The 25,885-nt window shown below is 40.2% G+C and carries 18 protein-coding genes and 1 pseudogene; 12 read left to right on the top strand and 7 right to left on the bottom strand.

Features of this window, described 5'->3' with window-relative positions; genetic code table 11:
- Nucleotides 1–251: 251 nt before the first annotated feature.
- From ABM313_RS07540 to ABM313_RS07520, 5 genes are all read left to right on the top strand, one after another.
- Nucleotides 252–542 (top strand): YiaA/YiaB family inner membrane protein, encoded by a 291-nt coding sequence (locus ABM313_RS07540; RefSeq protein ID WP_434687036.1) that lies wholly within the window; start codon nucleotides 252–254, stop codon nucleotides 540–542.
- A 554-nt stretch (nucleotides 543–1,096) separates the two neighbouring features.
- Nucleotides 1,097–1,756 (top strand): Uma2 family endonuclease, encoded by a 660-nt coding sequence (locus ABM313_RS07535; protein WP_434687035.1) that lies wholly within the window; start codon nucleotides 1,097–1,099, stop codon nucleotides 1,754–1,756.
- Between the two features lie 328 nt (nucleotides 1,757–2,084).
- Entirely contained in the window at nucleotides 2,085–2,720 is a 636-nt protein-coding gene (locus tag ABM313_RS07530) for a Uma2 family endonuclease (RefSeq protein ID WP_434687034.1), read from the top strand.
- Nucleotides 2,721–2,740: 20 nt separating this feature from the next.
- A complete protein-coding gene (locus tag ABM313_RS07525; protein WP_434687033.1) occupies nucleotides 2,741–3,115 on the top strand; it encodes a nuclear transport factor 2 family protein in 375 nt (124 codons plus the stop codon).
- Between the two features lie 16 nt (nucleotides 3,116–3,131).
- Nucleotides 3,132–3,623 carry a hypothetical protein gene (locus ABM313_RS07520; RefSeq protein ID WP_434687032.1) on the top strand — a complete coding sequence of 164 codons (492 nt, stop codon included), beginning with the start codon at nucleotides 3,132–3,134 and terminating at the stop codon, nucleotides 3,621–3,623.
- Nucleotides 3,624–3,800: 177 nt separating this feature from the next.
- Here ABM313_RS07520 and ABM313_RS07515 read toward each other — a convergent pair whose 3' ends face one another.
- Nucleotides 3,801–6,227 (bottom strand): CHASE2 domain-containing protein, encoded by a 2,427-nt coding sequence (locus ABM313_RS07515; RefSeq protein ID WP_434687031.1) that lies wholly within the window; start codon nucleotides 6,225–6,227, stop codon nucleotides 3,801–3,803.
- Between the two features lie 21 nt (nucleotides 6,228–6,248).
- The gene (locus ABM313_RS07510; protein ID WP_434687030.1) at nucleotides 6,249–7,940 is read right to left on the bottom strand and encodes a ShlB/FhaC/HecB family hemolysin secretion/activation protein; all 1,692 of its coding nucleotides are present in this window, start codon (nucleotides 7,938–7,940) and stop codon (nucleotides 6,249–6,251) included.
- Between the two features lie 510 nt (nucleotides 7,941–8,450).
- Here ABM313_RS07510 and ABM313_RS07505 point away from each other — a divergent pair.
- The 4 genes from ABM313_RS07505 to ABM313_RS07490 all read left to right on the top strand — a co-directional run bounded on the left by ABM313_RS07505 (nucleotide 8,451) and on the right by ABM313_RS07490 (nucleotide 17,874).
- Complete coding sequence (locus tag ABM313_RS07505) at nucleotides 8,451–12,290, top strand: filamentous hemagglutinin N-terminal domain-containing protein (RefSeq protein WP_434687029.1); 3,840 nt, start codon at nucleotides 8,451–8,453, stop codon at nucleotides 12,288–12,290.
- Between the two features lie 151 nt (nucleotides 12,291–12,441).
- Entirely contained in the window at nucleotides 12,442–15,042 is a 2,601-nt protein-coding gene (locus ABM313_RS07500) for a CHAT domain-containing protein (RefSeq protein ID WP_434687028.1), read from the top strand.
- 361 nt (nucleotides 15,043–15,403) lie between these two features.
- Entirely contained in the window at nucleotides 15,404–16,153 is a 750-nt protein-coding gene (locus ABM313_RS07495) for a DUF928 domain-containing protein (RefSeq protein WP_434687027.1), read from the top strand.
- A gap of 26 nt (nucleotides 16,154–16,179) precedes the next feature.
- The gene (locus ABM313_RS07490) at nucleotides 16,180–17,874 is read left to right on the top strand and encodes an ATP-binding response regulator (protein WP_434687026.1); all 1,695 of its coding nucleotides are present in this window, start codon (nucleotides 16,180–16,182) and stop codon (nucleotides 17,872–17,874) included.
- A gap of 39 nt (nucleotides 17,875–17,913) precedes the next feature.
- Here the strand turns inward: ABM313_RS07490 and ABM313_RS07485 are convergent, their stop codons facing one another.
- The 4 genes from ABM313_RS07485 to ABM313_RS07470 form a co-directional block, all read right to left on the bottom strand.
- Nucleotides 17,914–18,774 carry a class I SAM-dependent methyltransferase family protein gene (locus tag ABM313_RS07485; RefSeq protein WP_434687025.1) on the bottom strand — a complete coding sequence of 287 codons (861 nt, stop codon included), beginning with the start codon at nucleotides 18,772–18,774 and terminating at the stop codon, nucleotides 17,914–17,916.
- 155 nt (nucleotides 18,775–18,929) lie between these two features.
- Nucleotides 18,930–19,583, bottom strand: coding sequence for a lysophospholipid acyltransferase family protein (locus ABM313_RS07480; RefSeq protein WP_434687024.1), 654 nt, complete (start codon nucleotides 19,581–19,583; stop codon nucleotides 18,930–18,932).
- The gene (locus ABM313_RS07475) at nucleotides 19,580–20,545 is read right to left on the bottom strand and encodes a phosphatidate cytidylyltransferase (RefSeq protein WP_434687023.1); all 966 of its coding nucleotides are present in this window, start codon (nucleotides 20,543–20,545) and stop codon (nucleotides 19,580–19,582) included. Before ABM313_RS07475 ends, ABM313_RS07480 begins: the two co-directional genes overlap by 4 nt.
- On the bottom strand, nucleotides 20,536–21,174 hold the full coding sequence (locus ABM313_RS07470; RefSeq protein ID WP_434687022.1) for a CDP-alcohol phosphatidyltransferase family protein: 639 nt from the start codon (nucleotides 21,172–21,174) through the stop codon (nucleotides 20,536–20,538). Before ABM313_RS07470 ends, ABM313_RS07475 begins: the two co-directional genes overlap by 10 nt.
- Before the next feature lie 420 nt (nucleotides 21,175–21,594).
- Between ABM313_RS07470 and ABM313_RS07465 the strand changes: the two genes are divergently transcribed.
- The 3 genes from ABM313_RS07465 to ABM313_RS07455 all read left to right on the top strand — a co-directional run bounded on the left by ABM313_RS07465 (nucleotide 21,595) and on the right by ABM313_RS07455 (nucleotide 25,055).
- The gene (locus ABM313_RS07465; RefSeq protein ID WP_434687021.1) at nucleotides 21,595–22,623 is read left to right on the top strand and encodes a hypothetical protein; all 1,029 of its coding nucleotides are present in this window, start codon (nucleotides 21,595–21,597) and stop codon (nucleotides 22,621–22,623) included.
- Between the two features lie 475 nt (nucleotides 22,624–23,098).
- Nucleotides 23,099–24,745, top strand: coding sequence for an alpha/beta hydrolase (locus ABM313_RS07460; RefSeq protein WP_434687020.1), 1,647 nt, complete (start codon nucleotides 23,099–23,101; stop codon nucleotides 24,743–24,745).
- 79 nt (nucleotides 24,746–24,824) lie between these two features.
- Complete coding sequence (locus ABM313_RS07455; RefSeq protein WP_434687019.1) at nucleotides 24,825–25,055, top strand: hypothetical protein; 231 nt, start codon at nucleotides 24,825–24,827, stop codon at nucleotides 25,053–25,055.
- A gap of 31 nt (nucleotides 25,056–25,086) precedes the next feature.
- Here ABM313_RS07455 and ABM313_RS07450 read toward each other — a convergent pair.
- Nucleotides 25,087–25,365: pseudogene (locus tag ABM313_RS07450) on the bottom strand (response regulator); the annotation flags it as partial.
- Between the last annotated feature and the right edge of the window lie 520 nt (nucleotides 25,366–25,885).

Below are 25,885 nucleotides of genomic sequence, written 5' to 3'. Positions count from 1 at the left end.
AAAATTAGAGGCAAGTAATTATGGTTGCTAAGTAATTGCTCCTAAAAGTATTAGCCATTTGGCAACTCACCAAAGCGATCGCAATATTGCTGTAATAGGGCTTGAGTTTCTGTGATCTGACAACGATTTACTTCACCCCACTTCACCCCACTTCACCCAACTTCTCAACCTCTCCCCCTAATAGCTAGCACTCATTCTTGTTGCACCTATAGAACGGACAAAATAGGTGCAACAACATTTAGGAGACGATCATGAACGATAAAAAATACGGTACTGCTCCCAGTCATACTCAAGCATGGATTTTTCAAACTTGGTTATCTTTTCTTATCTCTATTTCTGCCACTTCTTTAGGAGTTGTTTATCTGCCAGCAGATCCGTGGGTTAAAGGTTATTTAGGCATGGGCTTACTATTTACCGTCGGTTCAACCATCAATTTATCAAAAACTGTCCGCGATGTCGAAGAATCTAAACGCCTAATTAATCGCATTGATGAAGCAAAGTTAGAACGGATGTTGACTCAGTACGATCCCTATAAGGAGTAGCTCTTTCCAGTCATTTGTTATCAGTTTTTTTCGATTATTCTCACTCTTTTTACTAGCTTAGGAGAGTCCAATGGGTAGTTTGAAGAATCGATTGGTAAGCTTTTGTTTGATAAGAAACCATTTAAGAATTACTTTCTGTGGTCAAAAAATCTAAGAGATCCCCTCAACTCCCCTTTATTAAGTGGGGAAAATCAAATTCTTCCCACTTAATAAAGGGGGCTGGGGGGCTAAAGCAATTCTTATACCAAAACACAAAATGGCTATGCCATTTTGTGTTTTTGAAACCCTTACTGGGTTTGGTTTTTAATTCACAAAAGTGTTGCCACACTTTCGTGAATTGGTATTAAATGGGTTCTAAAAGTGTTGTCAATCTTCTTATTTGTAATGTTGATTTCTTACTCACTCGAACAGGCGATCGCTAATAAATCGAACGCCTAAAATCGCAATAAACTCACATTGCCACGAAAAAGCTACCCTACTCAAGAGAATGGGATATTATAGAAGTAGCAATTAGGAATTTAGATCTTACTTTTTATCTTGAGAGGCAAGAGATTATGATTGCAATAGTTGAGAGAGAAAAAGCTTTAAGTCAAAGCATTATTCCGAAAGGATGGATAGCAACAACTTGGGAAGATTTCTTGCGGATATCTCAGGCAGTAAGCAATGACAAAGCGAAATTTTACTATTTTCAAGGGAGTTACTACAGCGAAATGGGTGTTGGAGCAGACCATGCTTTTGTAAATACAGTGGTAATAATTCTGATTTCACTTTACTGTATGAAGAGAAATATCTTGACTAAAGGCTATACGAACTGTAGTTATCGCAAAGTGGGAATACGCGAATGTCAGCCAGATATTTCTTATTATGTAGGCGATCGCACTCAGAACGCACCTCAAAGTAGTGCGATCGTCGATCTTGACGAGAGTTTACCCCCTGATATCGTGATTGAGATTGCCGATACCTCATTAGGCTATGACCTCGGTGCAAAGCGCTTGCTATACGAAGAAGTGCATGTCGGTGAATATTGGGTAATCGATGTCCAGAATATGAAAATCACCGCATTCCGCATTTTGCAGGGTTTAGGAAGCGAAAGGATTACAGAATCCTCAGTATTAGGAGGATTACGATTGAGTTTATTAGAAGAAGCTTTACAACGTAGCCATGAAATGGATAATTCCCAAGTTGGTTCTTGGTTTATGGAACAGTTAGGTTAAAGAGATAAATTTTCCTGATTGCTTTTAATTTGTGGCTCCTAAGTAGCTGAGCATAAGTAAACTGAAAACCCAGATTGCTGTGTCGCCCGCGTAGCGGGCGACACAGCAATCTGGGTTTGGTTTATAACTATGCCGAGCTACTTAATTGCTAGAAAATGCGATCGCCTCATAAAAAAGCAGTCCATCAAACAGGCTGTTTTTTTGTTGATTTCCTTACTCACTTGAACAGGCGATCGCCTGAAAAGTACAATCAAAAACATCTGATAAAATATAGCTGATGATAGTTATAGGCAAACTTAAAAACCTATGCATCAGGAGAAAATAGAGCATGGCTGTCACCATTCCCATCAAATCTATTGATCTACGACATGGAAGTGCGATCGCCATTCACTCTCTGAGTTGGCGTGATTGTGAAGACATCCTTAATGAGCTAGGTGAAGATCGGCATACTCGTATTGCCTACTATCAAGGCACGTTAGAAATTATGTCCCCATTATCCAGACATGAGCGCCCCCATCGTCTAGTGAGATATATTGTGACGGCAATTTTAGACGCGCAAGGTAGAGATTGGGAAGATTTTGGCTCAACTACCTTTTATCGAAAAGGAATGGCTGGTGTGGAACCTGATACTTGTCTGTATGTTGCCAATGCAGCCTTAGTGCGTGATTGTCAGGAACGTATTGATGTCGATATTTATCCGCCACCTGATTTGGCGATCGAGTCAGATGTAACTTCTAAAACCTTATTATCTGCTTACGAAGCGATCGCCGTGCCTGAAGTTTGGATTTATCGTGATAATAATTTACAGATATTTTTGCTTAACAATGGACATTATCTGAAGTCGGAGAGTAGTTTGCTTTTCCCAGATCTACCAATCAAGACGCTGATTCCACAGCTTTTAAATCAAGCGATCGCGATCGGTACAAGTACCATGTTAAGAGAGTTTCGCAAATCTCTAATTTAATCTCTAACTTGTGGCTACCTATGGAAAAAACAATTCAAGATCTGGAAGAGCGCATTCGCCAAGCTCAACTCTCTAATGATGTAAATACACTCGATGAATTAATTTCTAATCAGTTGCAGTTCGTTTTTCTAGACGGATCTGTAGCGTCCAAATCTGATGACTTAGAAGCGCACAGGAATAAGTTAGTCATTTTCCACAGCATTAATTTCACAGACCAAATCATTCAAACTTTTGAAAATTTAGCTACTGTAACCGTTAAAGCGGAAATCAGTGGCACTATGAATGGTCAATCCTTTCATGGCTGCTATCGATATGGAAGAACTTGGGCTAAGCTAAATGGTCAATGGCAACTCATTGCAGGTAACGTGGTGCAACTGCCTGAGCCTCATAATTAGCTGGTCGCAATTAAATATGAACAACTTAGCCAAAGTTTATACCTTATATTTTGCGATTGATGATGTGATAATCTCGATTTGTAGAATCACTAATAACCGAGAGAACTCCAAAAAAGTTAATAGCGACGGACTCTTTAATAGATTCTGGACTAAGGCAAAAAATACCTACTCTAATCTAAACTATGATCTGGTATGCGAAATGGGAGCGGCTAATACCAAAGCAGAAGAAGAGTTTGCTAGAATTGCATCAGCAATAAAAAATGCTTTAGGGGAATTGGAAAATGATCGTTATTGCTACTTGATCTATTGCCTGTGGTTTGCTTTCAACACTGCTATAGTTGAGTATTCTTTAACTGACCCATCGGTAAATCAACATGATCTCTACTATTATGAGATTGAAGACAAATTAAAATTTGGCTCGCAAAAATATCTATCATTGTCCCAATCCAATATTGAAGAGTGGCAGAATATCGATTTGATCGTTAAGTCGAAACTGGGCAATTTTTAAAGGGAATGTCAGGGCGATTTCCTACTCGCTAGGGACGATATCTTCTAACTATAGTTATCGCCACAAAAACCAGAAGAAGAGTTGCGGCGCAAAGCGCCGCAACTCTTCTTCCTAACAAGACTGGCGACAACTATCAAGGAGATCCATAAAGCTTTAAACATTTTCTAATCTCTATCCTTAGTCACAACTTAAATCAACTGGTAAGGCGATCGTAAACTTTGTACCTACATTAACTTCACTTTCACAAAAAATTGTTCCCTTAAGATTCTGAGTCACAAGATTATAGATAATATGCAGTCCCAATCCGCTCCCACCCTTGTCTCTAGCTGTTGTGAAAAAAGGTTCAAAAATCCTAGCTAAATTTTTGGAAGGAATGCCTTTGCCATCATCAGCATAGGTAATGATAACTTTATCGTTTTGTTGAGTAAGTTCAAATTGTAACTGTCCACCTTTATCTAAATCAGTATAAGCATGAGTCAAAGAATTCATTACTAAATTGGTGACAATTTGTGAAAAAGCTCCTGGATAACTGCGGATGACGATCGCATTGTCTCCACAGACATTAATCCTATGCTGAGTATGTTGGATTTGCGGCGCTAAACTAATCAAAATGGTTTCAATATAATTTTTTACTTGAAAGCTGCGCTGTTCTAAACTTGATTGATCGACAGCAACTTGCTTAAAGTTTTGGATGAGTTCAGCCGCACGGTGTAAATTAACGAGTAGAATCTCGCTGCTACTTTTAGTTTTTTCTAAATAAGCCTCTAAACTCGATTTTTTGAGTTCGCCACGATCAAAAAATTCCTTAAACTTATTTGTCGCATTATCAAGAATAGAAGCTGCCATTAAACTGTTGCCAATGGGTGTATTCACTTCATGGGCAACACCAGCGACCATACTGCCAAGGGCGGCATACTTTTCGGACTCAATCAGTTGTTTTTGGGTCGTTTTCAGTTCATCTAATGTACTAGCTAATTCAGCATTCTTTTTATAAATTGCTAATTCAGCTTGCTTGCGTTCGCTAATATTGCGAACCATAAATAGCAATTCATTGCTACCACTCACAACAATACGCACCTCCTCATCTTGGTAAGTATCATTAATACATATTTGCTGTTCATAAATTTGGATCTTGCCTGTGTTTAAGGCTTGCCTCAGATAAAAAAGGTGGCGATCGCTAATTTCGCTTGGAAGGATTTGAGAAAGATGCTTTCCAATATTCTCAAAGTCAGGATAGACTAACTTGACTTTACTCTCATAATTAATCATACCTAGATAAATCCCATCCCCACTAACGTTGAACATCAAATCAGGGATAACCGAGAGAATAGCGCGTCTGCGAGCTTCGTTCGCACTGAAGGCTGTGTAACCCGTGACTATCATCGCAGAGCTAACCAATGCTAACAAAGATGGGACTACAGGAATCCACCATCCCCATAAAAAGACAATATAGCTTGTAGTGAATAGACTTACTCCCAGAGAGATGATCGCGATCGTGATCCAAGGTAGACGTAAAGTAATTTTTGATTGTTTAATTGGTCTTGCATAACGACTATTCCAGCACAATAGACCACCAGCGATCGCAAATATGGCAATCCACAAAATCTCTATGGGTTTTGCCCAAACTTTTAAGGTTGGTTGTCCATCAATAGCATTGGCAATTAATTGGCTGGCAATACTAGCATGAAGTTCCACACCACTGGTGGCTGCGAAAGAACCCTTCACAATTGTGCCGTTGTATGGAGTGATAAAATAATCACTACTGCTTTCTGCGGTAATTCCAATCACAACAAGGCGATCGCGAAATATATTCTGAGGAATATTTCCATTGAGTACATTCGTTAGGGAAACTGTACGAAAACCACCCTGAAAATTACGAAAGTTCGATAATATTTGATAGCCTCCCAAAGCTTCGTGAGTATAGCCGCCATCATGTTCCTGAAGGGGCGAAAATACGGCTTTACCTAATCTGTATGTCTGTACTTTTGGATCAATAACTTCAAGATTAATGTTTTCCTTTTGAAGGTAGCGAATGGCTAGAGCTGCACTCAAACTGGGAATTGTCTTACCTTGCTTATTCTTAAGAGAGAGAAGTATACGGCGAACTTTCCCATCACCATCTAGGGAAAAGTCATTGGCAGCTACTTGATTAAGCTTTTCGAGAACTGGAGAAGCAGCCACATCACTACCCTCCTGATTTGCGACTACTTTGCGAATGCCAATTAGATTTGGTGTGGATTCAAATATATTAACTAGCTCTTGATATTCGGAGCCATATTCTAGAGGAACTGGTAAATCGCGATAGATATCTAGCCCAATGACTCTAGGTTGTTGCTGCTTAATTAAAGTGAGGAGTCTAGCAAGGGTATTATCAGTAATCGGAGATCCAAAGTTCTTAATATCTGGTTCCTCGATCGCTACTATTACGATACGCTCGTCGATTGGCTCTGAAGGTCGCCATTGAAAAAACAAGTCGTATACAGCTAGTTCTATTGGTTGAAGGATTCCCAAAAAGCGAAGCCATAGTAAAACTCCTGTTGTTGCAGGGACAACGACAAATACCCCACGCCATTTCCAAATTCGCTTTTTTAGATTGAGCCACATATATAAATTTTAATGCAAATTCTAAAAGGGATTGGCAACTATTGAAAAATAAATCCCATTTTCTTGTAAAGTCTTCTTTTCAGCAGAAATGCGGCTCAGGGGAATCCCTACATCAAGACGGATCGTCAGGCGATCGCTCATTTGAAATCGCAATCCCATCCCTAACGAAGCAAGTGTACTAGGATCTGGTTGGTTAGAGGCTTGGTGATTCCAAGCTTTACCAAAATCAAAGAATGGCACAATCTGTAAAAGTCCACCAATTTCAGGAATCCGCATGATCGGAATCCGCATTTCGGCGGATACTAACAATCCACTATCACTTAGGAGGGCATCTTGTCGAAATCCGCGCAGGGTATCTTGCCCACCAAAACTAATCTGCTCCTGCGACAACATAGGGCGATCGCTAAGTTGTAAATCAGCACTAAGAAACAAAAGCGTTTCGGGTGCTAACAAGCGTACATATTGAGTTTGCCCACGCCACGCCAAAAATTGACTATCAGGAGACAAATTATTAATAGTTGATCCGAGAGCATTAATCCCTAAACTAAATTGAGAGCGTAATGCTAGTACTTCTTGCGTACTCCGTTGAATGTAATCTTGAAAGAAGCGTAGGGCTGTAACCTTAGTCTGTCCATCAGCATCGGCTCCAAGGGAAGGAAAAGGAATTGCTCCTCCCAACAATGACGCTGTGCTTTGACGATGACTTAAGGTTAAACCCAGAGCAAATTCTTGGGCTGTGTTTTGTAGTAGAGGTTGACGAATTGATAGTTCATAATTACGAGAGCTAGAGACAATGTCAAGGAGATTAAAGGGTGTTTCAATCACATTACTCGAAGAATTGCCAAAGTTAAGGCTAATCATACCATTATAAGGATTAAAGGGAACTGTATAACTTACATCAAAAGCGTTACTACCATTGGTATTTGCGTAGGACAGACTTAGGCGATCGCCTAAGCCTGTGAGGTTAGCTTCGATAAGCTGAATTTGGCGGCGATCGGAGCCAACACTAGGAGTGCGGCTATTATCAAAGGTTATTGGCAAGCTAAAGGTTGGAGCCTCAGTCACCTTTACTTCTAAATTGCTTAATCCAGCTTGTAAACTTGGAGATAAATTTGCTGATATGCTCTCAATAAGTGGATTGATTTGCAGTAGTTGTAACGCCTCTAGTAATCGATTCCGATTGAGAGGCTTAGTGGTGGCGATCTCAATTCGTGATTGGATATATCCTAAATTGAGCCTATTCAATCCTGTGATCCTAATTTCGTCCAGTCCACCTTCAACAATCTGAATTTTGACTATTCCTGTTTGCAAATCCTGTTCTGGCAGATATGCACCAGAGGTGATGTATCCACGGTTTAAATAAAGTTCAGTGATTTTGGTTCTAACTTGAAATAGATCAATAATCGAGAGCGATCTGTTAGTGTAAGACTCAGTGACTTTTTCAAGTTCTTGATCGCTAAAAACACTGCTGCCAATTACTTCAAACTTTTTAACTACGATTAGTTCGGATGACTCAGAATTGTTATTACTAGGAGGTGCAGGAACTTGTGGGTTAGGGGCAAATAGCAAATCGGGTGAAGGGAGTTTAAACGGTTCAGTCAGATTGTTTGGCGGGATTTTGGGGGTGAGATCGTCAGGAATTATGGGAGATGTGGAAGTAGGTTGAGCAAAGATTGATTGGGTATAGGAACTAAGAGCGATCGCGAGGACCATAATATTGTTCGTCTTTCCTCTAAAGATGTTTGACATGTTCCTATACAACATCTTCATAATAATCACTCCCAACTATCACTAAAAAACTTTTAAACTGACTTTTATTTGATTATTGGATTGCACCAAAGGTATTACAACGCTTTGCGCTCATGTCAGAACCAAGGAAAAATTTGAAAGTGTTGCTTGTCAACACTTTCAAATTTTTTTTTGGTTCGCTTGATCTGAAATTGTTGTAGGAGATTAGGATGGATGACTCGAAGCATTGCCTATCTTCATCTCTATAACCCTACCTAATTAATGACATTAAGTACAAATAATGGATGCATTACAATTTTAATTGATCTTAGTTTTTTGAAAATTTCACTATTAAAAACTTTACGATTTCTTTGCCCATTAAATATGTATTATGAGACTGGCTAATATTTGCAGGGTTGCTATCTTTGATATTACTTGTACCTGCTTGATGTCCATCTTTGATTTCTTAAATGAACGCTAAGCGGAATTTAAGCTATGAAACGCACTATTCACTATATCTATATTTCTGGTGCATTCGCTGTAAGCTATTTCACTGCTACAATCTCGGCAATAGCCCAGATTGTTCCCGATCAAACTTTGCCTATAAACTCTATAGTAACTATAGATAGATCAACATATACAATTAATCAGGGGACGACTAACGGCGTTAATCTTTATCACAGCTTTCAAGAGTTCTCGGTTCCCACAAATAATACTGTTCATTTTAATAATGCAGCTAATATCCAGAATATTTTGACGCGAGTGACGGGGAACTCTGTGTCTAATATTGATGGGATAGTTAGAGCTAATGGTAATGCTAATCTATTTCTACTCAATCCGAATGGGATTATGTTTGGTGCAAATGCGAAGTTAGATATTGGTGGAACTTTTGTGGGGAGTACGGCAAATAGTTTCAAGTTTTCTGATGGGAGCGAGTTTAGCGCTACTAATCCTCAAGCTCCGCCTCTATTGACGACGAGCATTACCCCAGGTTTACAGTATGGGACAAGCAACATAGGGGCGACGATTAGCAATCGTGCGAATCTCTCTGCGGGACAGGATTTAGTCCTAAATGCTGACAAATTAGATTTGCAGGGACAATTGCTTGCCGCTAGAGACCTCACATTACAAGCACAAGATATTGTGATTCGTGATATTGCTGGTACTCCATCTATGGCAGTATCTGGTAGAGACATACTGATGGAGGGTAGCCAATCTGTTGATATTTTTGCTTTAAACAACATTAATAGTGGCTTTTGGTCAGGTGAAAATATTGTACTGCGATCGCAAAATCCTGTGATTGGCGATGCTCATTTTTATGCTGGTGGAAACTTAAATGTTGAGAAATTGAATGGAACTATCGGTGATTTAATCAGCCCTAATGATCCTGTGATTTTGGCTAGTGGTAATGTCACTTTAGGGAATTATACAGGCGCGTCATTACACATTTTAGCTGGGGGCAGCATAACGCTCAATAATGTCACAATCAATAGTGCAGGCGCTATAAATACAACAATTAACCCTAATAATACAGCGTTATTTAATCCCACAAAAAGCTATGCAGATCTAGCAACATTCTCTTTGCCTGACTATCAGGCGATTAAAAATAGTGATGGCTCAATTCAGGATGTTGTACCAGTGCAAATTCCAATTGCGATTAATGGAAGTACTCAAGCAACTTTGGATGTAAGATCAGGTGTAGACTGGACACAATTAGGTGGTTTGCCCACTAGTCCAATAGTTTCAGGTGCGATCGCTCCTCCACCTACCTATACAAACCCTCCTACTAGAGCCGATATTACTGTAAATGGAAATATTCGAGTGAGTCAGCCTAGTGGATTAGTACTATTGACTAACCAGTTTATGCCCAATACCTTGCAAGGTAAAATCTCAACTCAAGAAATTAATACAGGTACAAATGTTGTCGGAGCTAAGGCTGGTGATATTCGGGTCTATGGGCGAGGTGATATTGTGCTGAATTCCGACTTAATTGCTTACTCTGAGCCAACCTTTGGAAATGCAGGACAGGGCGGATCGGTTGCTATTTCGTCTTACTCTGGCAATATTACGATGGGTGCTGATTTATATACTGACTCGTTCACGCTATCTGGGAATGCAAGTAATGCTGGTACTATTTCATTCTCTACTTATTCAGGAAATATTATCCTCGATAATATTTACATTGAGTCATCTTCATTCACGTACTCTGGAAATTCAGCAAATGCAGGAGCCGTTTCCCTAACTTCCTATTCTGGTGATATTACGATCACTCGTCCAATTTGGAAATCTCCATCAGTTTCATTAGCATTGGGTTCTTCTGGTAATGGAGGAGCCGTCTCCTTTGCTACTTATTTGGGTGATATTACGATTAAAGATGTCAGAAGTTTCTTTGGCGACACTGGTACTTATTTGGACTCTGGTACTTACTCAGGCGCTCGATCTTCTGGTAATGGGGGATCATTTTCTTTAGCTTCCAATTCTGGCAATATTTCGCTGATTAAGGCACCGTTAAACTCCTCGACTGCTTCCTATTCATTATCAAAATTAGAACATGCTGGAAATGGTGGTGATATTTCCTTAGCTACTTCCTCTGGCGATATTATGCTGGATGACTTGACATTGTACTCATACTCATTTGCTAAGTCTGCCAATTCTCGCAATGGAGGCGCAATTTCTCTATATTCTGGATCTGGAAATATTCACTTAAACAGTTCTACATTATCAGCTTATTCACTTGCTTCTGCGGCAAGTTCTCAGAATGGAGGAATGGTATCTATATCTGCTCCTAAGGGCAAGATTATTAGTGCTTTAACTAGCTATATACTGTCATTCTCAATTTCTAAATTAGGAGCCAATAGTGGTAATGGTGGTGAAATTAGCTTAGTCGCTAAAGATCAAATTAGCAACCTTGGTCTTTTTACTTCGTCAGCTTTTGGTCGAGCAGGAATCGTCAATATTAATGGATTAGATGATTTAGCAATCTCTAATCTTCAGGTGATTACGAGTAAGACTGTCAATTTCCCCAAACGCGCCTACGATATTAATGACCCGAACACCTTCATCACCACGATTTTTGGCTTTGGACAAAGTGGGCGATCGGGAGACGTGGTCATTACAGGTTTGAGAAATCTCATCTTTGACAATACCCTGATCTTGAGTACAACCCAAGGAATTGATCCTGCTGGTAATATTTCCATTACTAGTCCCAACTTCATCAATTTCCAAAACAACAGTCAAATCCTCAGCAACACCAATAGTATAGGTAATGCTGGCAATATCAATATTGCTGCAGGTCAAGGTATTACTTTTAGAGACAATAGTCAGGTTACTGCTCAAACCAGTAGCGATGGTAAAGCTGGTAATATTGATCTTAAAGCAGGATATTCCATTCTCTTTACTGCGGGCACAGGCTTGTTTGCGAATACGACAATAGGTTCTAAAGGAGATGGTGGCAATATTACAATCGATCCGCAATATTTTACTCTTCAAGATGGAGCAACGATCGCTGTAGGTAGTCTTGGCTCTGGTCTGGGCGGCAATATTAGCATATTTGCTAATTATCTCTCTCTTATTAATGCTTCTTCCATTACCGCTTCAACTGCCAATACTAATGGTGGAAATATCGATTTGAATGTTCCATCAATACTGCTTTTGCGCTACGCCAGTAATATCACCACGACCGCAGGGAAGGCAAGTGCAGGGGGCAATGGTGGCAACATTACCATTAAGGCGGGTTTTATCGTTGGAGTTAAGGGTGAAAATAGCGATATCTCGGCTAATGCTTTTACAGGCAATGGCGGCAATATTAACATCACAACTAATGGTATTTATGGATTAGAGTTCCGTCAGCAACTGACTTCCTCTAGCGACATTACGGCTAGTTCTCAGTTCGGGTTACAGGGAAATGTTCTAGTGACTACTCCTGAAATTGATCCTAGTCGTGGGCTAACTACCTTACCTCTCAATCTTGCTGATCCGTCTAAACAAGTTAATCAAAGTTGTGCTGTTGGCGGGAAGTTATCTAATCGCGAAAATCGCTTTACGATTTCTGGAAAAGGTGGTTTGCCAAAGAGTCCTAGCGATGAGCTTTCTAGTATTCAACCTTTAGTGGAGTTAGCGGAACTTGTACCAAGTAACTCTAATCAAATCTCTACAGAATGGGAAGTACGAAGTGCTGCTCATTCTGTACCAGAACAAAAGCAGGAATTAGTAAAGAAATCTTCAAAATCTATTGTTGAGGCAAATACGATCGCTAGAGATAGTCATGGCAGACTGCGACTGATAGCGGATTCAAAACCACTCAGTCCTGCCATATCTCAGCTTTCTTTTAAATAGAGTTATTTCCCCGCCTTTGGTGGGGAAATAACTCTAAAGAAATGAAATAGCCTAAAATATGAAATTGCTTCTCGGAGTAAAATCTATGACCGCTTATACAGTCAATCTTGAGTTGTATTAAAGAAAATTTATGTTCTTTTGGCAGTTTATTATGAATTTAAAGTCCAAAAGCTCTAAATTGGTGGGCTATGTCATTATTGGTGCTTGTACGACCATCTTGGTAATGCTTTTAGGATGGAAACCGCAACCTATTATTGCCAAAAACTTATCTATAGCCTCGAAAGCTTCAACAGATGTAGTTCTTACACAATCTTTATCCAATAATCCTGCAACTCTTTTCCAAAATGGCAAACAGCTTTATCATGCAGGGCAATATGCTGCGGCGATCGCTAGTTGGCTACAAGCTTCAGATATGTATGCCAAGCAAGGCGATCGCCTCAATCATGCGATTGTGCTTAATAATCTCGCCTTAGCATATCAACAACTTGGTCAATGGAAGGAAGCAGAGCATGCGATCTCTCTCAGTTTAGAACTTCTACAATCTGTGCCACAACAGGAAAACTTACTAGCACAGGTTCTGAACATTCAAGGCAATATCCAGCTTGCTCAAGGTAAAGCTCAAGAAGCATTAACAATTTGGCAAAGAGCTACCGTAAATTATGAGATGTCAGGGGACAAAGATGGAGCCATTCGTAGCAAGATTAATCAGAGTCAAGCCTTGCGATCGCTAGGTTTGTATCCTAAAGCGATAAATATTCTTCGGCAAGTTCAAATAGAACTAAAAGAACATCCAGCATCTTCCCTCAAGGCTGCGAGTTTGCTCAATCTTGGTGATACCTTAGAACTGAGCGGTTATCTTGAAGATGCTAAAATTGTGTTGCAAGAAAGTCTGGCGATCTCCAAGGAATTCAGTGATGCGGCGATGATTGCTGATACATTGCTGAGTTTAGGAAATACCGCCTATAGTTTGCAACAAACTGCCGAAGCCATCAGCTACTATCAGCAAGCAGTCCAAGCTTCCACTTCACCAATCCAAAAAGTGCAAGCCCAACTCAACCAACTACGACTCCAGATTGAATCTCAACAATCTGAATCAGCGAGGCTATTACTAACAGATATCCAAACTCAACTGACCAAACTGCCATCCAGTCGCGCATCGGTTTATGCAAGAATCAACTTTGTTAAAAGTCTCGCTAAACTTAATCCCACATCAAGCGATCGCCAAGTTGCCGCCCAAACTCTCGCTACAGCAGCCCAACAAGCAAAAGATATGGGAGATCCTAGAGCTGAGTCCTATGCGATCGGCTATCTGGGAGAAATCTACGAACAAAATCAGCAATTCTCAGAAGCTCAAAGTTTAACCGAAAAGGCGCTTATCCTTGCTCAAACTAATAACGCTTCGGACATTGCCTATCGGTGGCAGTGGCAACTCGGACGAGTCCTCAAGTCTCAAGGCATAACTTCTAAAGCGATCGCTGCCTATAGTGAAGCTGTTAGTACACTTGATTCAATTCGTGGCGATCTTGTGTCGAGTAATGCAGATATTCAATTTTCCTTCCGTGATAGTGTCGAGCCTGTCTATCGACAACTTGTGGCTCTACTGCTGACTCATGATGATGACAAACCAATCAGCCAAGAAAATCTCAAAGCGGCGCGGACAGTTATCGAATCTTTACAGGTAGCGGAATTAGACAACTTCTTTAAAGAGGCTTGTCTTACAAGGCTTACTACCCAAATTGATCAAGTTGATCCGCTAGCAGCCGTAATCTACCCAATCATTCTATTTGATAGAATAGAAGTCATTATTTCGCTACCTGATGGCTCATTACAGAACCATACTACTAAAATCTCTCAAGCCAAACTAGAGAGTCTCTTGGGCAAATTGAGGCGATCGCTGCGTCGTACATCTCTTGAGACGGAAATTCAAGCTGTCTCACAGGAAATCTACAATATATTGCTTGGGAAAGAAATAGAATCGATCCTAGCTGCTAATAAAATTAAAACCTTAGCATTTGTTCTAGACGGATCTTTGAGAAACTTGCCGATGGCAGTCCTCTATGACGGACAGCATTACTTGATGGAGAAGTATAATCTAGCGATCGCACCTGGGTTACAACTAATTGATCCTCAGCCACTCAAGCGTCAACAACTAACAGTATTCATCGGAGGCTTAAGTAAGGAAACACAGGATTTTACGGCTCTGCCAAATGTTGAAAGAGAGGTTCAGCAAATAGCTACCCTTGTGTCAACCCAGTCACCACTACTTAATGAAATGTTTATCAGCGAGTCTATTCAGAAACAAATTAGTCAAATTCCCTTTAGAGTAGTTCATTTAGCTACTCATGGAGAATTTAGTTCTAATGCTGAAAAAACCTTTGTTTTGACTTGGAATAGTCGTCTTGGGATCAAGCAGCTAGAAGCATTACTTCAAACGAGAAATCAAGATGGTAGAAACCCTATAGAGTTGTTAGTACTTAGTGCTTGTAAAACCGCTAAAGGCGATAATCGTGCTGCTTTAGGATTAGCTGGTATGGCAGTGCGATCGGGGGCAAGGAGTACGATCGCGAGTTTGTGGTCAGTTGAGGATAGTGCTACAGCTACATTGATGGAAAATTTTTATCAAGAGTTAGCAACTCTTGGCACAACTAAAGCTGATGCTCTCCGCAAGGCGCAGATCAGTCTTCTAAAAAAAACACAATTTACTCATCCTTTTTACTGGTCTCCATTTGTTCTAGTTGGGAATTGGCTGTGAAGAAAATAAGAGGGCGCTTAGCGCCCTCTTATTTTCTATTGTTTTTAATGTGAAGGAACATAGCATTCAGGTGCGTTTCTCTACAAACTATTTAGGATTGTTATATACTATTCAATATAGCTTTTGCCAAAGAATTTAAGATGTAAAACTCAAAAGGTAAACACTTCACTTAAGTATGACCTTAGACTTTTGGATTTCGGCTAGCCCTAATAGTATTGGCGGTAGCTATAAGTGCAGAAAAAAAACTAACATGTCATCTGATTTTCATTGATTATTTGGATTTTACTGCCGCTAATTTTGTACATTTTTGGCATATTGAAAAGCCAGACTCTGATCGTTTACTGCTCCTAGGTATAAGGCTATGTTCTCCAAATCTTATTATCGATACTTCGCTTTCTTGGTGATTGCTACATTCTGTGAAATAAGCACATTTTTAGCTTTTTTATCAGGTGCAAGCGCTCAAACCTTTGAACCACCTATCAGTAATCCTGCGCCAACATCGACGATTGGCGGAGGCAGAAGAGGTAGTGATGGACAATGCCTAAAGGATCGAACCATACAGCCTAGAAATGACAAAAATAAAAAGCTTTTAGAACAACAACTCATTCCCTTGTTACCACCTAACAGGTTTGGTCTGACAGTCTCATCTAACCCAACATTTTTTGCTTATGTTCCTAAAACTACGGCGATCGCTGTAGAGTTTACCCTTGAAAATCAGCAAGGTAAGGGCATTGCTCACCAAAGACTTCCTCTGACAAGCACTCCGAGTATTGTTAGTGTTCAATTTGAAAAAACACCATTAGAAGTTGGGAAGGACTATAAATGGTTGATCTCTGTAGTATGTGAAACTGGAGATCCTGAGGACGCATTCTCAGAAGGGATTGTCCGTCGCGTTCAACCAGAAGCAGCTTTGCTCAAACAATTAGAAAAAGCTTCAGCGATCGAGCGAGTATACATATATGCAAAATTTGGGATTTGGCATGAGGCGATCGCTGACTTAGCAAATTTGCGTTTATCGCAACCCCATAACCCTGATTTAAAAGCTAACTGGCAGACTTTACTCAAATCCTCTAGCCTAGAACCTATAGCAGATATATCTCTCAAGAACTAAGCTAAATTATTTATGCAGAGAGAAAAATGTCTACAGAGTCAGATGAACTAATTTTCATAGCGGAAGATGGAGAATTATCTTATTCAAATGAAGATTTAAATGATGATTACAAAGATTCTCCTATTCCAGAGAGTCAGCACCATGAATCTCTTGCTAGTCATGAATTTACGTTATTGAATGTTACGTCATTGCATAATAGACTGACATGGAAAGTCTTGATCTGTGATGACGATTTCTCCGTTCATACAGTTACTAAGTTTGCTCTTGAAGGCTTTAAGTTTGCAGGTAAAGAATTAGAGATAATCTCTGCTTTTTCTGGTGCTGAAGGCATCAAAATTGTTGAACAGAATCCTGACATCGCCGTTATCCTTCAAGATGTAATCATGGAAACTAATGATGCAGGTTTGCAGGCGATTAAATATATTCGCGAAGTTCTCAAAAATCAATTCGTAAGAATTATTCTTCGCACAGGACAACCAGCAGACTTTCCTGAATCTTCGGTGATTTTGGACTACGATATTAATGACTATAGATCAAAAATAGAGCTAACAGAACAGAAGTTATTTACAACTTTAGTTTCGAGTTTGAGAGCCTATAGCATGATGATTAGTCTTGCGGAAAGTCATCAAAACTTAGCTATGCTGAATGCACAACTCCAAGAATTTAATCAGAATTTAGAGCAACTTGTACAAGAGCGTACTCATGAACTTGAAATTGCCAAAGAAGCCGCAGATAGTGCTAATCAAGCAAAAAGTCAATTCCTTGCGAATATGAGCCATGAACTGAGAACTCCGCTCAATGGAATTCTCGGTTATGCTCAAGTTCTGAAATTGAGTAAAGATCCTCTCATGCATCAAAATGGATTAGATATTATCCAACGTAGTGGGGAGCATTTACTAACATTAATCAATGATATTCTTGATCTTTCTAAAATTGAAGCAGGTAAATTAGAGCTTTATTTTGATTTGTTTAATTTGGATGAATTTCTTAATAGACTAATCGATATATTTCGAGTACAAGCTAGCAGTCAAGACATAGAAATAATCTATCAAACCATTGGTCAAATTCCTAAACTGGTTTATGGTGATGCCAAGCGACTTCGCCAAGTTTTATTTAACCTAGTGGGTAATGCCATTAAGTTTACGGAAAAAGGTACAGTGACTTTGTTAGTTCAAAATTCTACTAATAACAAAATTCGTTTTGATGTAATTGATAGCGGTGTCGGCATTGCGCCAGAGGATTTACCTAAGATATTTGAATCTTTTGAGCAGGTCGGCAACCATGAAAAAAGACAATCAGGAACAGGTTTAGGTTTGCCGATTAGTAAACGGCTTGTTGCAATGATGGGAGGGGAACTAAATGTAGCTAGTACATTGGGTAAAGGGAGTAATTTTTGGTTGGAAATTGATTTGCCTGCCTATGTAAAGTCAGTAAAACCTGTCGCAAGTCAAGAACAAGACCATCAAGATTCTAGTAATTCTGTGATCGCTTCCAATTGCTCTTTAAAAAACACTAAAATTCCATTGCCTGATCGAGAAATAATACTGGAGTTAATGGAACTAGCAGAAATCGGTGATATAAAGTCTCTACATAAACGTGTCCAACATTTAGAACGATCTGATGCTAGATTACAAATTTTTACAGGGGAAATTATTAATCTTATAAAAAGCTTTCAACTATATAGAATTTTAAACTACCTAAAAGCGCAAATGGAACTGTAAGCAATTCTTGCGGCGCAAAGCGCCGCAAGAATTGCATTGCTACAGTTTTTCAGCAGTCACAACTCCAAAAATTCCATTGGGTTCCATTTGCACCTGAAAGTTTTGAAATCCTGCCGCTTCAGCCCATTGTTGAATCAGATCCCAAGAGCGTACACGCATTACCCAAGGAAGCCCAGTATGGGCAGGCAGAGTACGTGCAATCATTTCTAGTTGGGGATGCTGCGGCTGAATCGTAAAAATCAATGTGCCTGATTTATCGAGAATTCGATAGAGTTGCTGAAAGTGATGCTTGATTAGTGCGTCATTGGGCAAAATCTCATGTAATCCTGAAACAATTACTACATTCGGTCTAGGCTGTACTCGATCAAGATCTTGATCATTAAAAGCATCGGCTTGCTCGATCTGGGCAGTAACTCCCAATTGAGTCGCTAACTGATTTGCCTTAGAGACATTCTCTAGTTTGTAATCGCGTAGGGTTGCCGCGATCGCCCCAGTCTCAAACTCCCGTAACACTTCTAAATCATAGCGTCCACCACCGCAAGCAACATCCAACAAATGACAAGGGACATTTTGCTGTTGATAAGACTGCAATACGCGACGGAGGGTGTTTTTCATTAACTGCGATCGCTCTCTGATGCCGCGCCATCCCTGAGAATTGAGATAGAACCAGTCAATGAGAAGTCCCAGAGGCGTAATTCCATTTGGCTGATTATTGTAAACATACTCCAACATCACACCCGAATCAAAGCCATACTGAAAGCCGATCTGAATTCCTTTTGATAGTTTTCCAAGCGTTTGGAGTGAGAGATTCATCAATCCGTAGTACCAAGCTTTAGGATTCCAGATTGGTAGAGGGCGGAGAAGTTGCTCGTAGGTGGGGGATGATTTTTGTAGTAACATTTTGAACTCCTGAAAAAAGGAAAGAAATTGAGTAAAAGCAGAGGCAAGGGCTTGGAGACCAAGCCTCTACTTGTATAAAAATGTAGGGATTTGGTTTCCAAATCCTCTTGTAAGAGGACACCGAAACATTATGAATACTTTTTTAGTAACGCTATTTAGAAAGAGAGTTTTCTCTCTTCTGATAATTTCTGGATACTTTCTGTCAGTTGCTGGAGGAAAATTTGCTTCTGCCCATTCCAGTACAGTGATTTACCGATACAGATCCAGCACACTAAGGGAATAGGCAGAAAGTCACCTTTGGGCAGTGATTTGCCAAGCCCATGGAGAAAGATGGGAATAATCGGTACATCAGGATGTTGTTTTGCTAGATGGGCGATGCCACTTCTAAATTCACCAAGGCTTTCAGGTGTGCCTCTCGTGCCTTCGGGATAGAGAATCAGGATCTGATTTTGCGCGATCGCCTCAGCACAATGTTTAAAGAAGTTGCGATGATGACAACTATTTTCGCGGCAGTTACCCGCATCAGTTGCAACAGGAATGATATTCAGAATGTGACGCGCAAACCATGCTAAACAGAGGTTTTGTTGGAGGAAATACTGCTCATTTGCCACGGGGCGGAGGTGCAGCACCTTTGATAATGGAAATAGTGACAAGAGAACGAGCGTGTCTAAATGACTATTGTGATTAGCGACGAGAATTGCTGCTCCTGATGTGGGTAATCTCTCACGATGCTGAATGCGTAATCCCAAAAGAATCAAAACGATGATTTTTGTGGTCAGAAAGAAAATGATCCTCAGAATTCGCTTCATAGCAATTGCCCTTGATAGTAGAAATAAACGGTGAAGTGGAAAAATAGAGGAGCAGTGTAGGTTAGGCTATCAATGCGATCCAAAATGCCGCCATGTCCAGGGAGAATTGTGCCACTATCTTTAATCCCTAAATCTCTCTTCACTGCCGAAATGTTCACATCGCCAATGAATCCCATCAGGCTGAGTAATAGTCCTAGGCAAGCTGAATGGATTAAATTAAAGGGAGTTAACCAAGGCGCTAAGGCGATCGCTAGTCCTGTAGTCGTCAAAACTCCGCCTAGTAAACCTTCAACAGTTTTATTGGGGCTAACTTTGGGAATGATTTTGTGACGACCGAACATCTTTCCAAAGATGTATTGAGCGATATCGTTGATTTCGGTTAGCAGTAATAGATAAACTAGTAACCCTGTGCCACCTGCGATTGGATTTCCCCCAATTGGAAGCATGATTAAATAGGAGAGATGACTAATTGTATAGACATTTAGCATTAGTCCCCAGTGGAGTGTTCCAATCGCATTTAAAAAGCCCTCAGTTTCACCATTGAGCAACATTCTAATTGGCAAAAACAAAAACATGTAAATAGGAATGAAGATTAGAAACATGCCATACCAACCGATATAAATCCAGAAATATTGGATGATTATGGCAAGATAGGCCCAGAGTAAAACACGGCGATCGCTAAAGCGTATCGGGATTAGAGAAAGGTATTCGCGCAGGGCAATGAAGCTTAGAAACATGAAGAAAATAATGGAAACAGGGTGCTTGAGTAATATGGCAAGACTGAAAATTGTGACCATCACCCACCAAGATTTAATCCGAGCATTCAATTCGCTATAGTCTGTATCCCAATGACTCAAAGCTAAACCGAAGGTGATCATTGTGGCGATCGCTAGAAGTCCAAAAATTCCTGTAAGTGTATATAGCACTGGTGTTGCAATGTTTAGCCCCATATTTATTTCCATACTTCTACCTCCTGTAGCATTCCTTGAATACGATTAGTAATTGTCCAAATCTGAAGAAAGATAATTGCAACTAAAAGGAAGGTTAGCCATTGACTAGGCTCAATTCCTAGTCCTAATATCAAGCCAATGACACCGAAAACTAGGGCGCGATCGCTTTTACCCATTGGTCCTTCATAGTGACGCTTATGGTCAATCTCATAGCCCAACACCCCGACCATTTCTGAGGTGATCGCTAAAATTACAATACCGACAATCAAGGGGGCAGAAACACCTACAATTAGAGCAAATGGTAGATATAAAAAAATGTCCGAAATGACATCTCCCATCTCATTGAGAATGCATCCTAATGCTGATTTCTGATTATGTTCGCGAGCAAGCATTCCATCGATCGCATTGAGAGCCATACGGACTAATAAGGCGATCGGCACAGAGCATAGAACCTGTGGGGTTGTGGGTAGGAAAGAACTAGTGAATTGTGTACTTTGCGCAAGTGCTAGCCCTGTCAATCCTGACAACAAAATTGCGGATACTGTAACTTGATTAGGAGAAATTTGCCATGTTGCCAATTGTTGGACTAATGGACGGAGTAGATTTTGAAATGCTGACTTGCATTGATAGACGGAAATCATTGGCTGCTCCGAAAACTCATGAACTAATCATGCAGCCTGTACCTCTGTAATGAGAATGACTTGACCGAGTAGGCAGTGATCGCCTCGAATCTCAAAGAAGTAAATCGAAGTAGGGCGAAGTTTTTTTAAAAAACTTGCTATAGTTATACCAATTCCAAAAATGGCAACGCCATTTTTGGAATCTTAAAACCCTACTGGGTTTGTTTTTTAATTCACTAAAGTGTTGGCTCACTTCAGTGAATTGGTATTAGATGAGAGTAGACAAAGGGCTTAAGCCCCTTGTTACAGCAATTGCCGATCAAACGAGCCGCAAGAAAAATTTTAAAAACGTTGCAAAGCAACGTTTTTAAAATTTTTCTTGATTTGGGTTTGAGCGCAAAGCGCTGTAAGACAGTGCTGTTTCCATTGGTAGCTTTATATATGTCGGTATCACAAACATTTCGTCCTGAAGCCCTTGAGCAATGGCTTCCCAAAACCATCCAACATCGTTATGTGGAAATGCTGCTGCGACGGATTGGGATGACAAGGCGTAGAGCTGAATGTTTTGTACGCCTATCGATCTATTTGTTTTTGAAAGATTGCCAATCTCGACAAGCACTCCCAAAACCACCGCTTACAGAACTATCTTTTCCGCAAGGATGGGTGGAATGTAGTTGTCTGGAAGCTTCAGATGTATTTTATAGCGACAAAGATCGTGGAGGCGATCGCTCAGCAGGGATGATGCTCAATAAGTTGGTTGATCTGGGACTTATCCAAAAACAATTTGATGGCAACTGCACCCAAATCAAAATTCAACCTCTATCAGAGTTGCTCAAGGTTGATGGTGTGGAGAGCAAAGTTGATTTTACGATCGATGCCTTTGATCCGAGAAGCGATGCGATTCCGATCGCTAATTTGTTAGCTAGTAATTACAACTGGCTCAATCGCAATAATGATGCAGTCACCTATCGGATAGCCAATATTCTCCGTGATTGGGCAAGTCAGTATGCAAAAGGCTTGCGGGTACTACGTCGCAGTGACAATCATAATCCCGTTGGGTTTTATGCTTTCTATCCCACTAAACGAGAATCCGAAATTAAGTTTTTTGAACCTCCCAGTCGAGGGCTACATTTGAGTCAAGTTGCTGATGTTGACCCATTTCAAATGGCTTTGGCTGGCGATGAAACCTGTCGGTCCATTTTTGTGCGAAGTTGGGTAATTGATGCTGAATATCGTCAAATCTCTCAACCTAGTCTTTTGCTGGATTCTCAAAAAACTCTCCAGAGAATGCAGCAAGATTTTCCGAACCTATGGGATATGTACACATTAATCATTCATCCTGATTATGCAGCTTTAGCAGGAGCTTTAGGATTTCAAAAAACTAGCGCTGATCCTAAAATGCCTCTGTATTGGATGTATCAAGCAGTGGATCGCTTCCTTAAACTTGATATGCAAAACCTAAAAAGGTAAAGATAGATGTTGCTTTGCGCCACCTATCTTTACCTTTCATAGCAATATAAGTAGCTAGACATAAGTAAACTAAAAACCGCGAAGTTTGTTCCGCCCGCGTAGCGGGCGGAACAAACTCTGGTTTTGGGTTTTAATTAAGTTGAGCTACTTAAAACGAAAAAGATGAATGACGGTGCTTTGCACCGCCACTCATCTTTTTCGTTTTGATTTGTCCTAGCTATCTTTTGCGATGCTATAGAACTATCAAAATTTGTGATGTGAAAGAAGATGTAATACTTATGGAAGAAGTGGCTCGAAGTATTGTCTAGCCTAATTTCTAGGGTTGACTTGTATTGAATCAAAACCTAAAATTATAGATATAGCAGTCCTATATCATTTGTGGATTTTTTTGGTTTGTGGAAGGACACCCCTTCGGGGTGTCCTTCCACAAACCATTTAGGATTGCTATATTGGCCAACACATACAACGTATCTTCATGCAAAGAAATCGGTTATTCTCGGCGATTACTTTGGCAGTGGTGATCGCTTTGGGTTCTGCTATCCCTAAACAAGCCCCTGCAATGAGCGCGGAAAAGATATCATTTTGGTATCCACCCTTTGGACAGTTTGTTATTCCGATTTCTGATCTTGAAACCTTTGCGAAAACTGGGCAACTTAGCAAACGTCTTGCCTTTTATCTGGATAATCTATCATCAAGCCAACAGGCTGAACTTAGACAAGCTCTAAACACTCGCTACGATATTAGCCATATCACAATTAGTCAGTTTACCTATTCGCCAATTGGACTTGTGCTAATGAATCGATTGGGTAGAATTTTGCAAGGTGATGGCTATCAAAATGGTTTACTAGCATTACGATCTGCAATTATTCTTTCAGCCGCAAGTCCTGAAGGGTTGACTCCAATTAATGTTTTGCGGCGTTTCCCCTTACCAACAATTGAGTTGGATTTAAACTTAGGATTAGAAGCCTATAGAGAACTATCACTACTTTGGTATCGAAAAGAATTAGCGATCGCTGCTTTAAAAAAGCAATCTGAGAATGAGATCGCGATCAGTAAAACTCCGATCCCGACTCAAGAACTTGCCACCAAAGGCGAATTTTCTTGGCAAACACGAGAATTTACCTTTCAGAACCCAGAGCGGGAAATGACAATCAGCGCTACCCTATATACTCCTCAAGGAACTGCAAAACCTGCGCCTGTAATTGTCATTTCCCACGGACTCGCTTCCAATCGCGATACATTTATCTATTTATCGCAGCATTTAGCATCCCACGGTTATGCAGTAGCCGTACTGGAGCATCCAGGGACAGGCAGTAAAGATTTTGGAGCGTTTTTAAAAGGTTTTGGAAGAACTCCTAATCCTCGCGATCATTACCTCAGACCCCGTGATATTAAATATTTGCTGGATGATCTCGAACGCCAATCGAAGAATATGCCTAATATGAGCGATCGCCTCGATCTGCAAAATGTTGGTTTGATTGGACATTCCCTCGGCGGCTATACGGTTTTGACATTGGGTGGTGCGCGGTTAAATTTTGATAGCATCAAAGCTAGTTGTGATGTTCCTGAGCCAAATGTAACCTCTTTTAATCTTTCTAAATTAATTCAATGTCGAGCCATCAATTTGGAACCGAAAGACTATGATTTAAAAGATCCTCGTGTCAAAGCAATTTTCACTCTCAATCCCATTGGTGGAAGTACGATGTTTAATCGTGAGGGACTGCGCCCTTTAAATTTACCAGTGATGATCTTTGCTAGTGGCGATGATATGATCGCACCAACTGTAACTGAGCAACTTTTTCCTTTTACTTGGATCAAGGGTTCTGACAAGTATTTAGCGATCGTTCCCCAAGCAACTCATTTCTCGTTTTTAGAGAAAAGTGAAAAAGGGGTACTTAATATTCCTTTATCGTTAATTGGAGTCGATCCTAGCTTTGCTCATCCCTACGTTAAGTCTCTAAGTGTTGCGTTTTTTCAAACCTATCTCTCAAACCAACCCGAATTCCAAGCTTATCTAACGGCTGCTTATGCGAAAACTATTAGCCGAGATCCTTTACCATTAAATCTAGTGACTTCTTTTCCAGAAGATCAATTAGAACAAGCGTTGAGTATCAAACCATAGGCTTGACACACTTTATTGATGATATGTGTGGTGTAAAGTACCGCATATGTGACCTTTAGCTAACAATTTAGAGATAGAAATGGAATCAGCTTATTTTGAAGATTTGATGAAACATCGTAGTCAATGGCTAAAAGAACAAATTCGTCAGTTGAGTATTGATATTCTCGTGCTTGGTACATATACCTGTACAGCCTGTGGAGAAGTATTAGGTGAGTATATCATTGACCATTTAGGTGAAATGCTGAGACTTTCGGAAGTTGAAACCTACGCATTTCTGAAATTCATTCTTGCAACAGAATCACCCTCATAATGCCAAAGCACAAAATAGCTATGCCATTTTATGCTTTGGCAGTCAGCAGCACTCGCTTAGCTTCGGGAAAGATGTCACTCGCCTGTTCTAAAAATTCTACGCCGCTCATTTGTGGCATCCGTTGATCCACTAGGAACAGTGCGATCGCCTCATTACGAAGCTTGAGTTGCTGGGTGGTATATAGTGCCGATTCTCCAGAGTCCGCTCGTACAATCCGAAAGAGATCGCCATATTGCTGTCGTAAGTCTCTAGCCACCGCTTGCAATACTGCGGGGTCATCATCAACGGTAAGTATTACAGGCTTGAGCATGGGACATCTTTGGGGGAATGATGAGGTCTCAATTAACTTTATATTAAAAAATAGCTGAGTTTTCTGTTTTAAGGCGATCTCTATTTCTTGAATTATCCCTAGGTTCAATAAAATCCTGTACTTAAGTTCGGAAAATATACAGCGTTGTTCAAACTCCAGTTCATTAATATTTGGATTTTGGTTCAAGTGCTGCACAAAAGCTGTTGAGGCTATTTAGCAAGGCATTGTAGTAAGCATAAGCATCATCATGTTCGTAGCGAGCTTCTCTAATTTAGCAGATCGCACTTGGCTCAGTGGCGATCGCACTTTTGAAAATCTAGTGCGATCGCCCTAATGTATTTAAGCCGAATCGCCTATCAATTTTCTAACTTTGCGATCGCCAATAACTTCTCGAAACTAAACAACAAAATTGACCATTTTTTCTTACCTAAACTTGGCTAAAAGCAGACAACCTTAACAGTCGTATAGGTTTTGTATAACTTCCTCTGTCAACGTTTGCCGCCCAAACCAAGATATTTCA

This window comes from Pseudanabaena minima str. Chao 2107, from assembly GCF_051131155.1.
GTDB lineage: Bacteria > Cyanobacteriota > Cyanobacteriia > Pseudanabaenales > Pseudanabaenaceae > Pseudanabaena > Pseudanabaena minima.
Note: the sequence above shows the minus strand (reverse complement) of the source record. Positions and strands in the feature narration are given on the sequence as shown.

What these genes read in the sequence shown, in the direction of transcription:
- ABM313_RS07540 (WP_434687036.1), top strand. Translation starts at nt 252, where the DNA reads ATGAACGATAAAAAATACGGTACTGCTCCCAGTCATACTCAAGCATGG.
- ABM313_RS07535 (WP_434687035.1), top strand. Translation starts at nt 1,097, where the DNA reads ATGATTGCAATAGTTGAGAGAGAAAAAGCTTTAAGTCAAAGCATTATT.
- ABM313_RS07530 (WP_434687034.1), top strand. Translation starts at nt 2,085, where the DNA reads ATGGCTGTCACCATTCCCATCAAATCTATTGATCTACGACATGGAAGT.
- ABM313_RS07525 (WP_434687033.1), top strand. Translation starts at nt 2,741, where the DNA reads ATGGAAAAAACAATTCAAGATCTGGAAGAGCGCATTCGCCAAGCTCAA.
- ABM313_RS07520 (WP_434687032.1), top strand. Translation starts at nt 3,132, where the DNA reads ATGAACAACTTAGCCAAAGTTTATACCTTATATTTTGCGATTGATGAT.
- ABM313_RS07515 (WP_434687031.1), bottom strand. Translation starts at nt 6,227, where the DNA reads ATGTGGCTCAATCTAAAAAAGCGAATTTGGAAATGGCGTGGGGTATTT.
- ABM313_RS07510 (WP_434687030.1), bottom strand. Translation starts at nt 7,940, where the DNA reads ATGGTCCTCGCGATCGCTCTTAGTTCCTATACCCAATCAATCTTTGCT.
- ABM313_RS07505 (WP_434687029.1), top strand. Translation starts at nt 8,451, where the DNA reads ATGAAACGCACTATTCACTATATCTATATTTCTGGTGCATTCGCTGTA.
- ABM313_RS07500 (WP_434687028.1), top strand. Translation starts at nt 12,442, where the DNA reads ATGAATTTAAAGTCCAAAAGCTCTAAATTGGTGGGCTATGTCATTATT.
- ABM313_RS07495 (WP_434687027.1), top strand. Translation starts at nt 15,404, where the DNA reads ATGTTCTCCAAATCTTATTATCGATACTTCGCTTTCTTGGTGATTGCT.
- ABM313_RS07490 (WP_434687026.1), top strand. Translation starts at nt 16,180, where the DNA reads ATGTCTACAGAGTCAGATGAACTAATTTTCATAGCGGAAGATGGAGAA.
- ABM313_RS07485 (WP_434687025.1), bottom strand. Translation starts at nt 18,774, where the DNA reads ATGTTACTACAAAAATCATCCCCCACCTACGAGCAACTTCTCCGCCCT.
- ABM313_RS07480 (WP_434687024.1), bottom strand. Translation starts at nt 19,583, where the DNA reads ATGAAGCGAATTCTGAGGATCATTTTCTTTCTGACCACAAAAATCATC.
- ABM313_RS07475 (WP_434687023.1), bottom strand. Translation starts at nt 20,545, where the DNA reads ATGGAAATAAATATGGGGCTAAACATTGCAACACCAGTGCTATATACA.
- ABM313_RS07470 (WP_434687022.1), bottom strand. Translation starts at nt 21,174, where the DNA reads ATGATTTCCGTCTATCAATGCAAGTCAGCATTTCAAAATCTACTCCGT.
- ABM313_RS07465 (WP_434687021.1), top strand. Translation starts at nt 21,595, where the DNA reads ATGTCGGTATCACAAACATTTCGTCCTGAAGCCCTTGAGCAATGGCTT.
- ABM313_RS07460 (WP_434687020.1), top strand. Translation starts at nt 23,099, where the DNA reads ATGCAAAGAAATCGGTTATTCTCGGCGATTACTTTGGCAGTGGTGATC.
- ABM313_RS07455 (WP_434687019.1), top strand. Translation starts at nt 24,825, where the DNA reads ATGGAATCAGCTTATTTTGAAGATTTGATGAAACATCGTAGTCAATGG.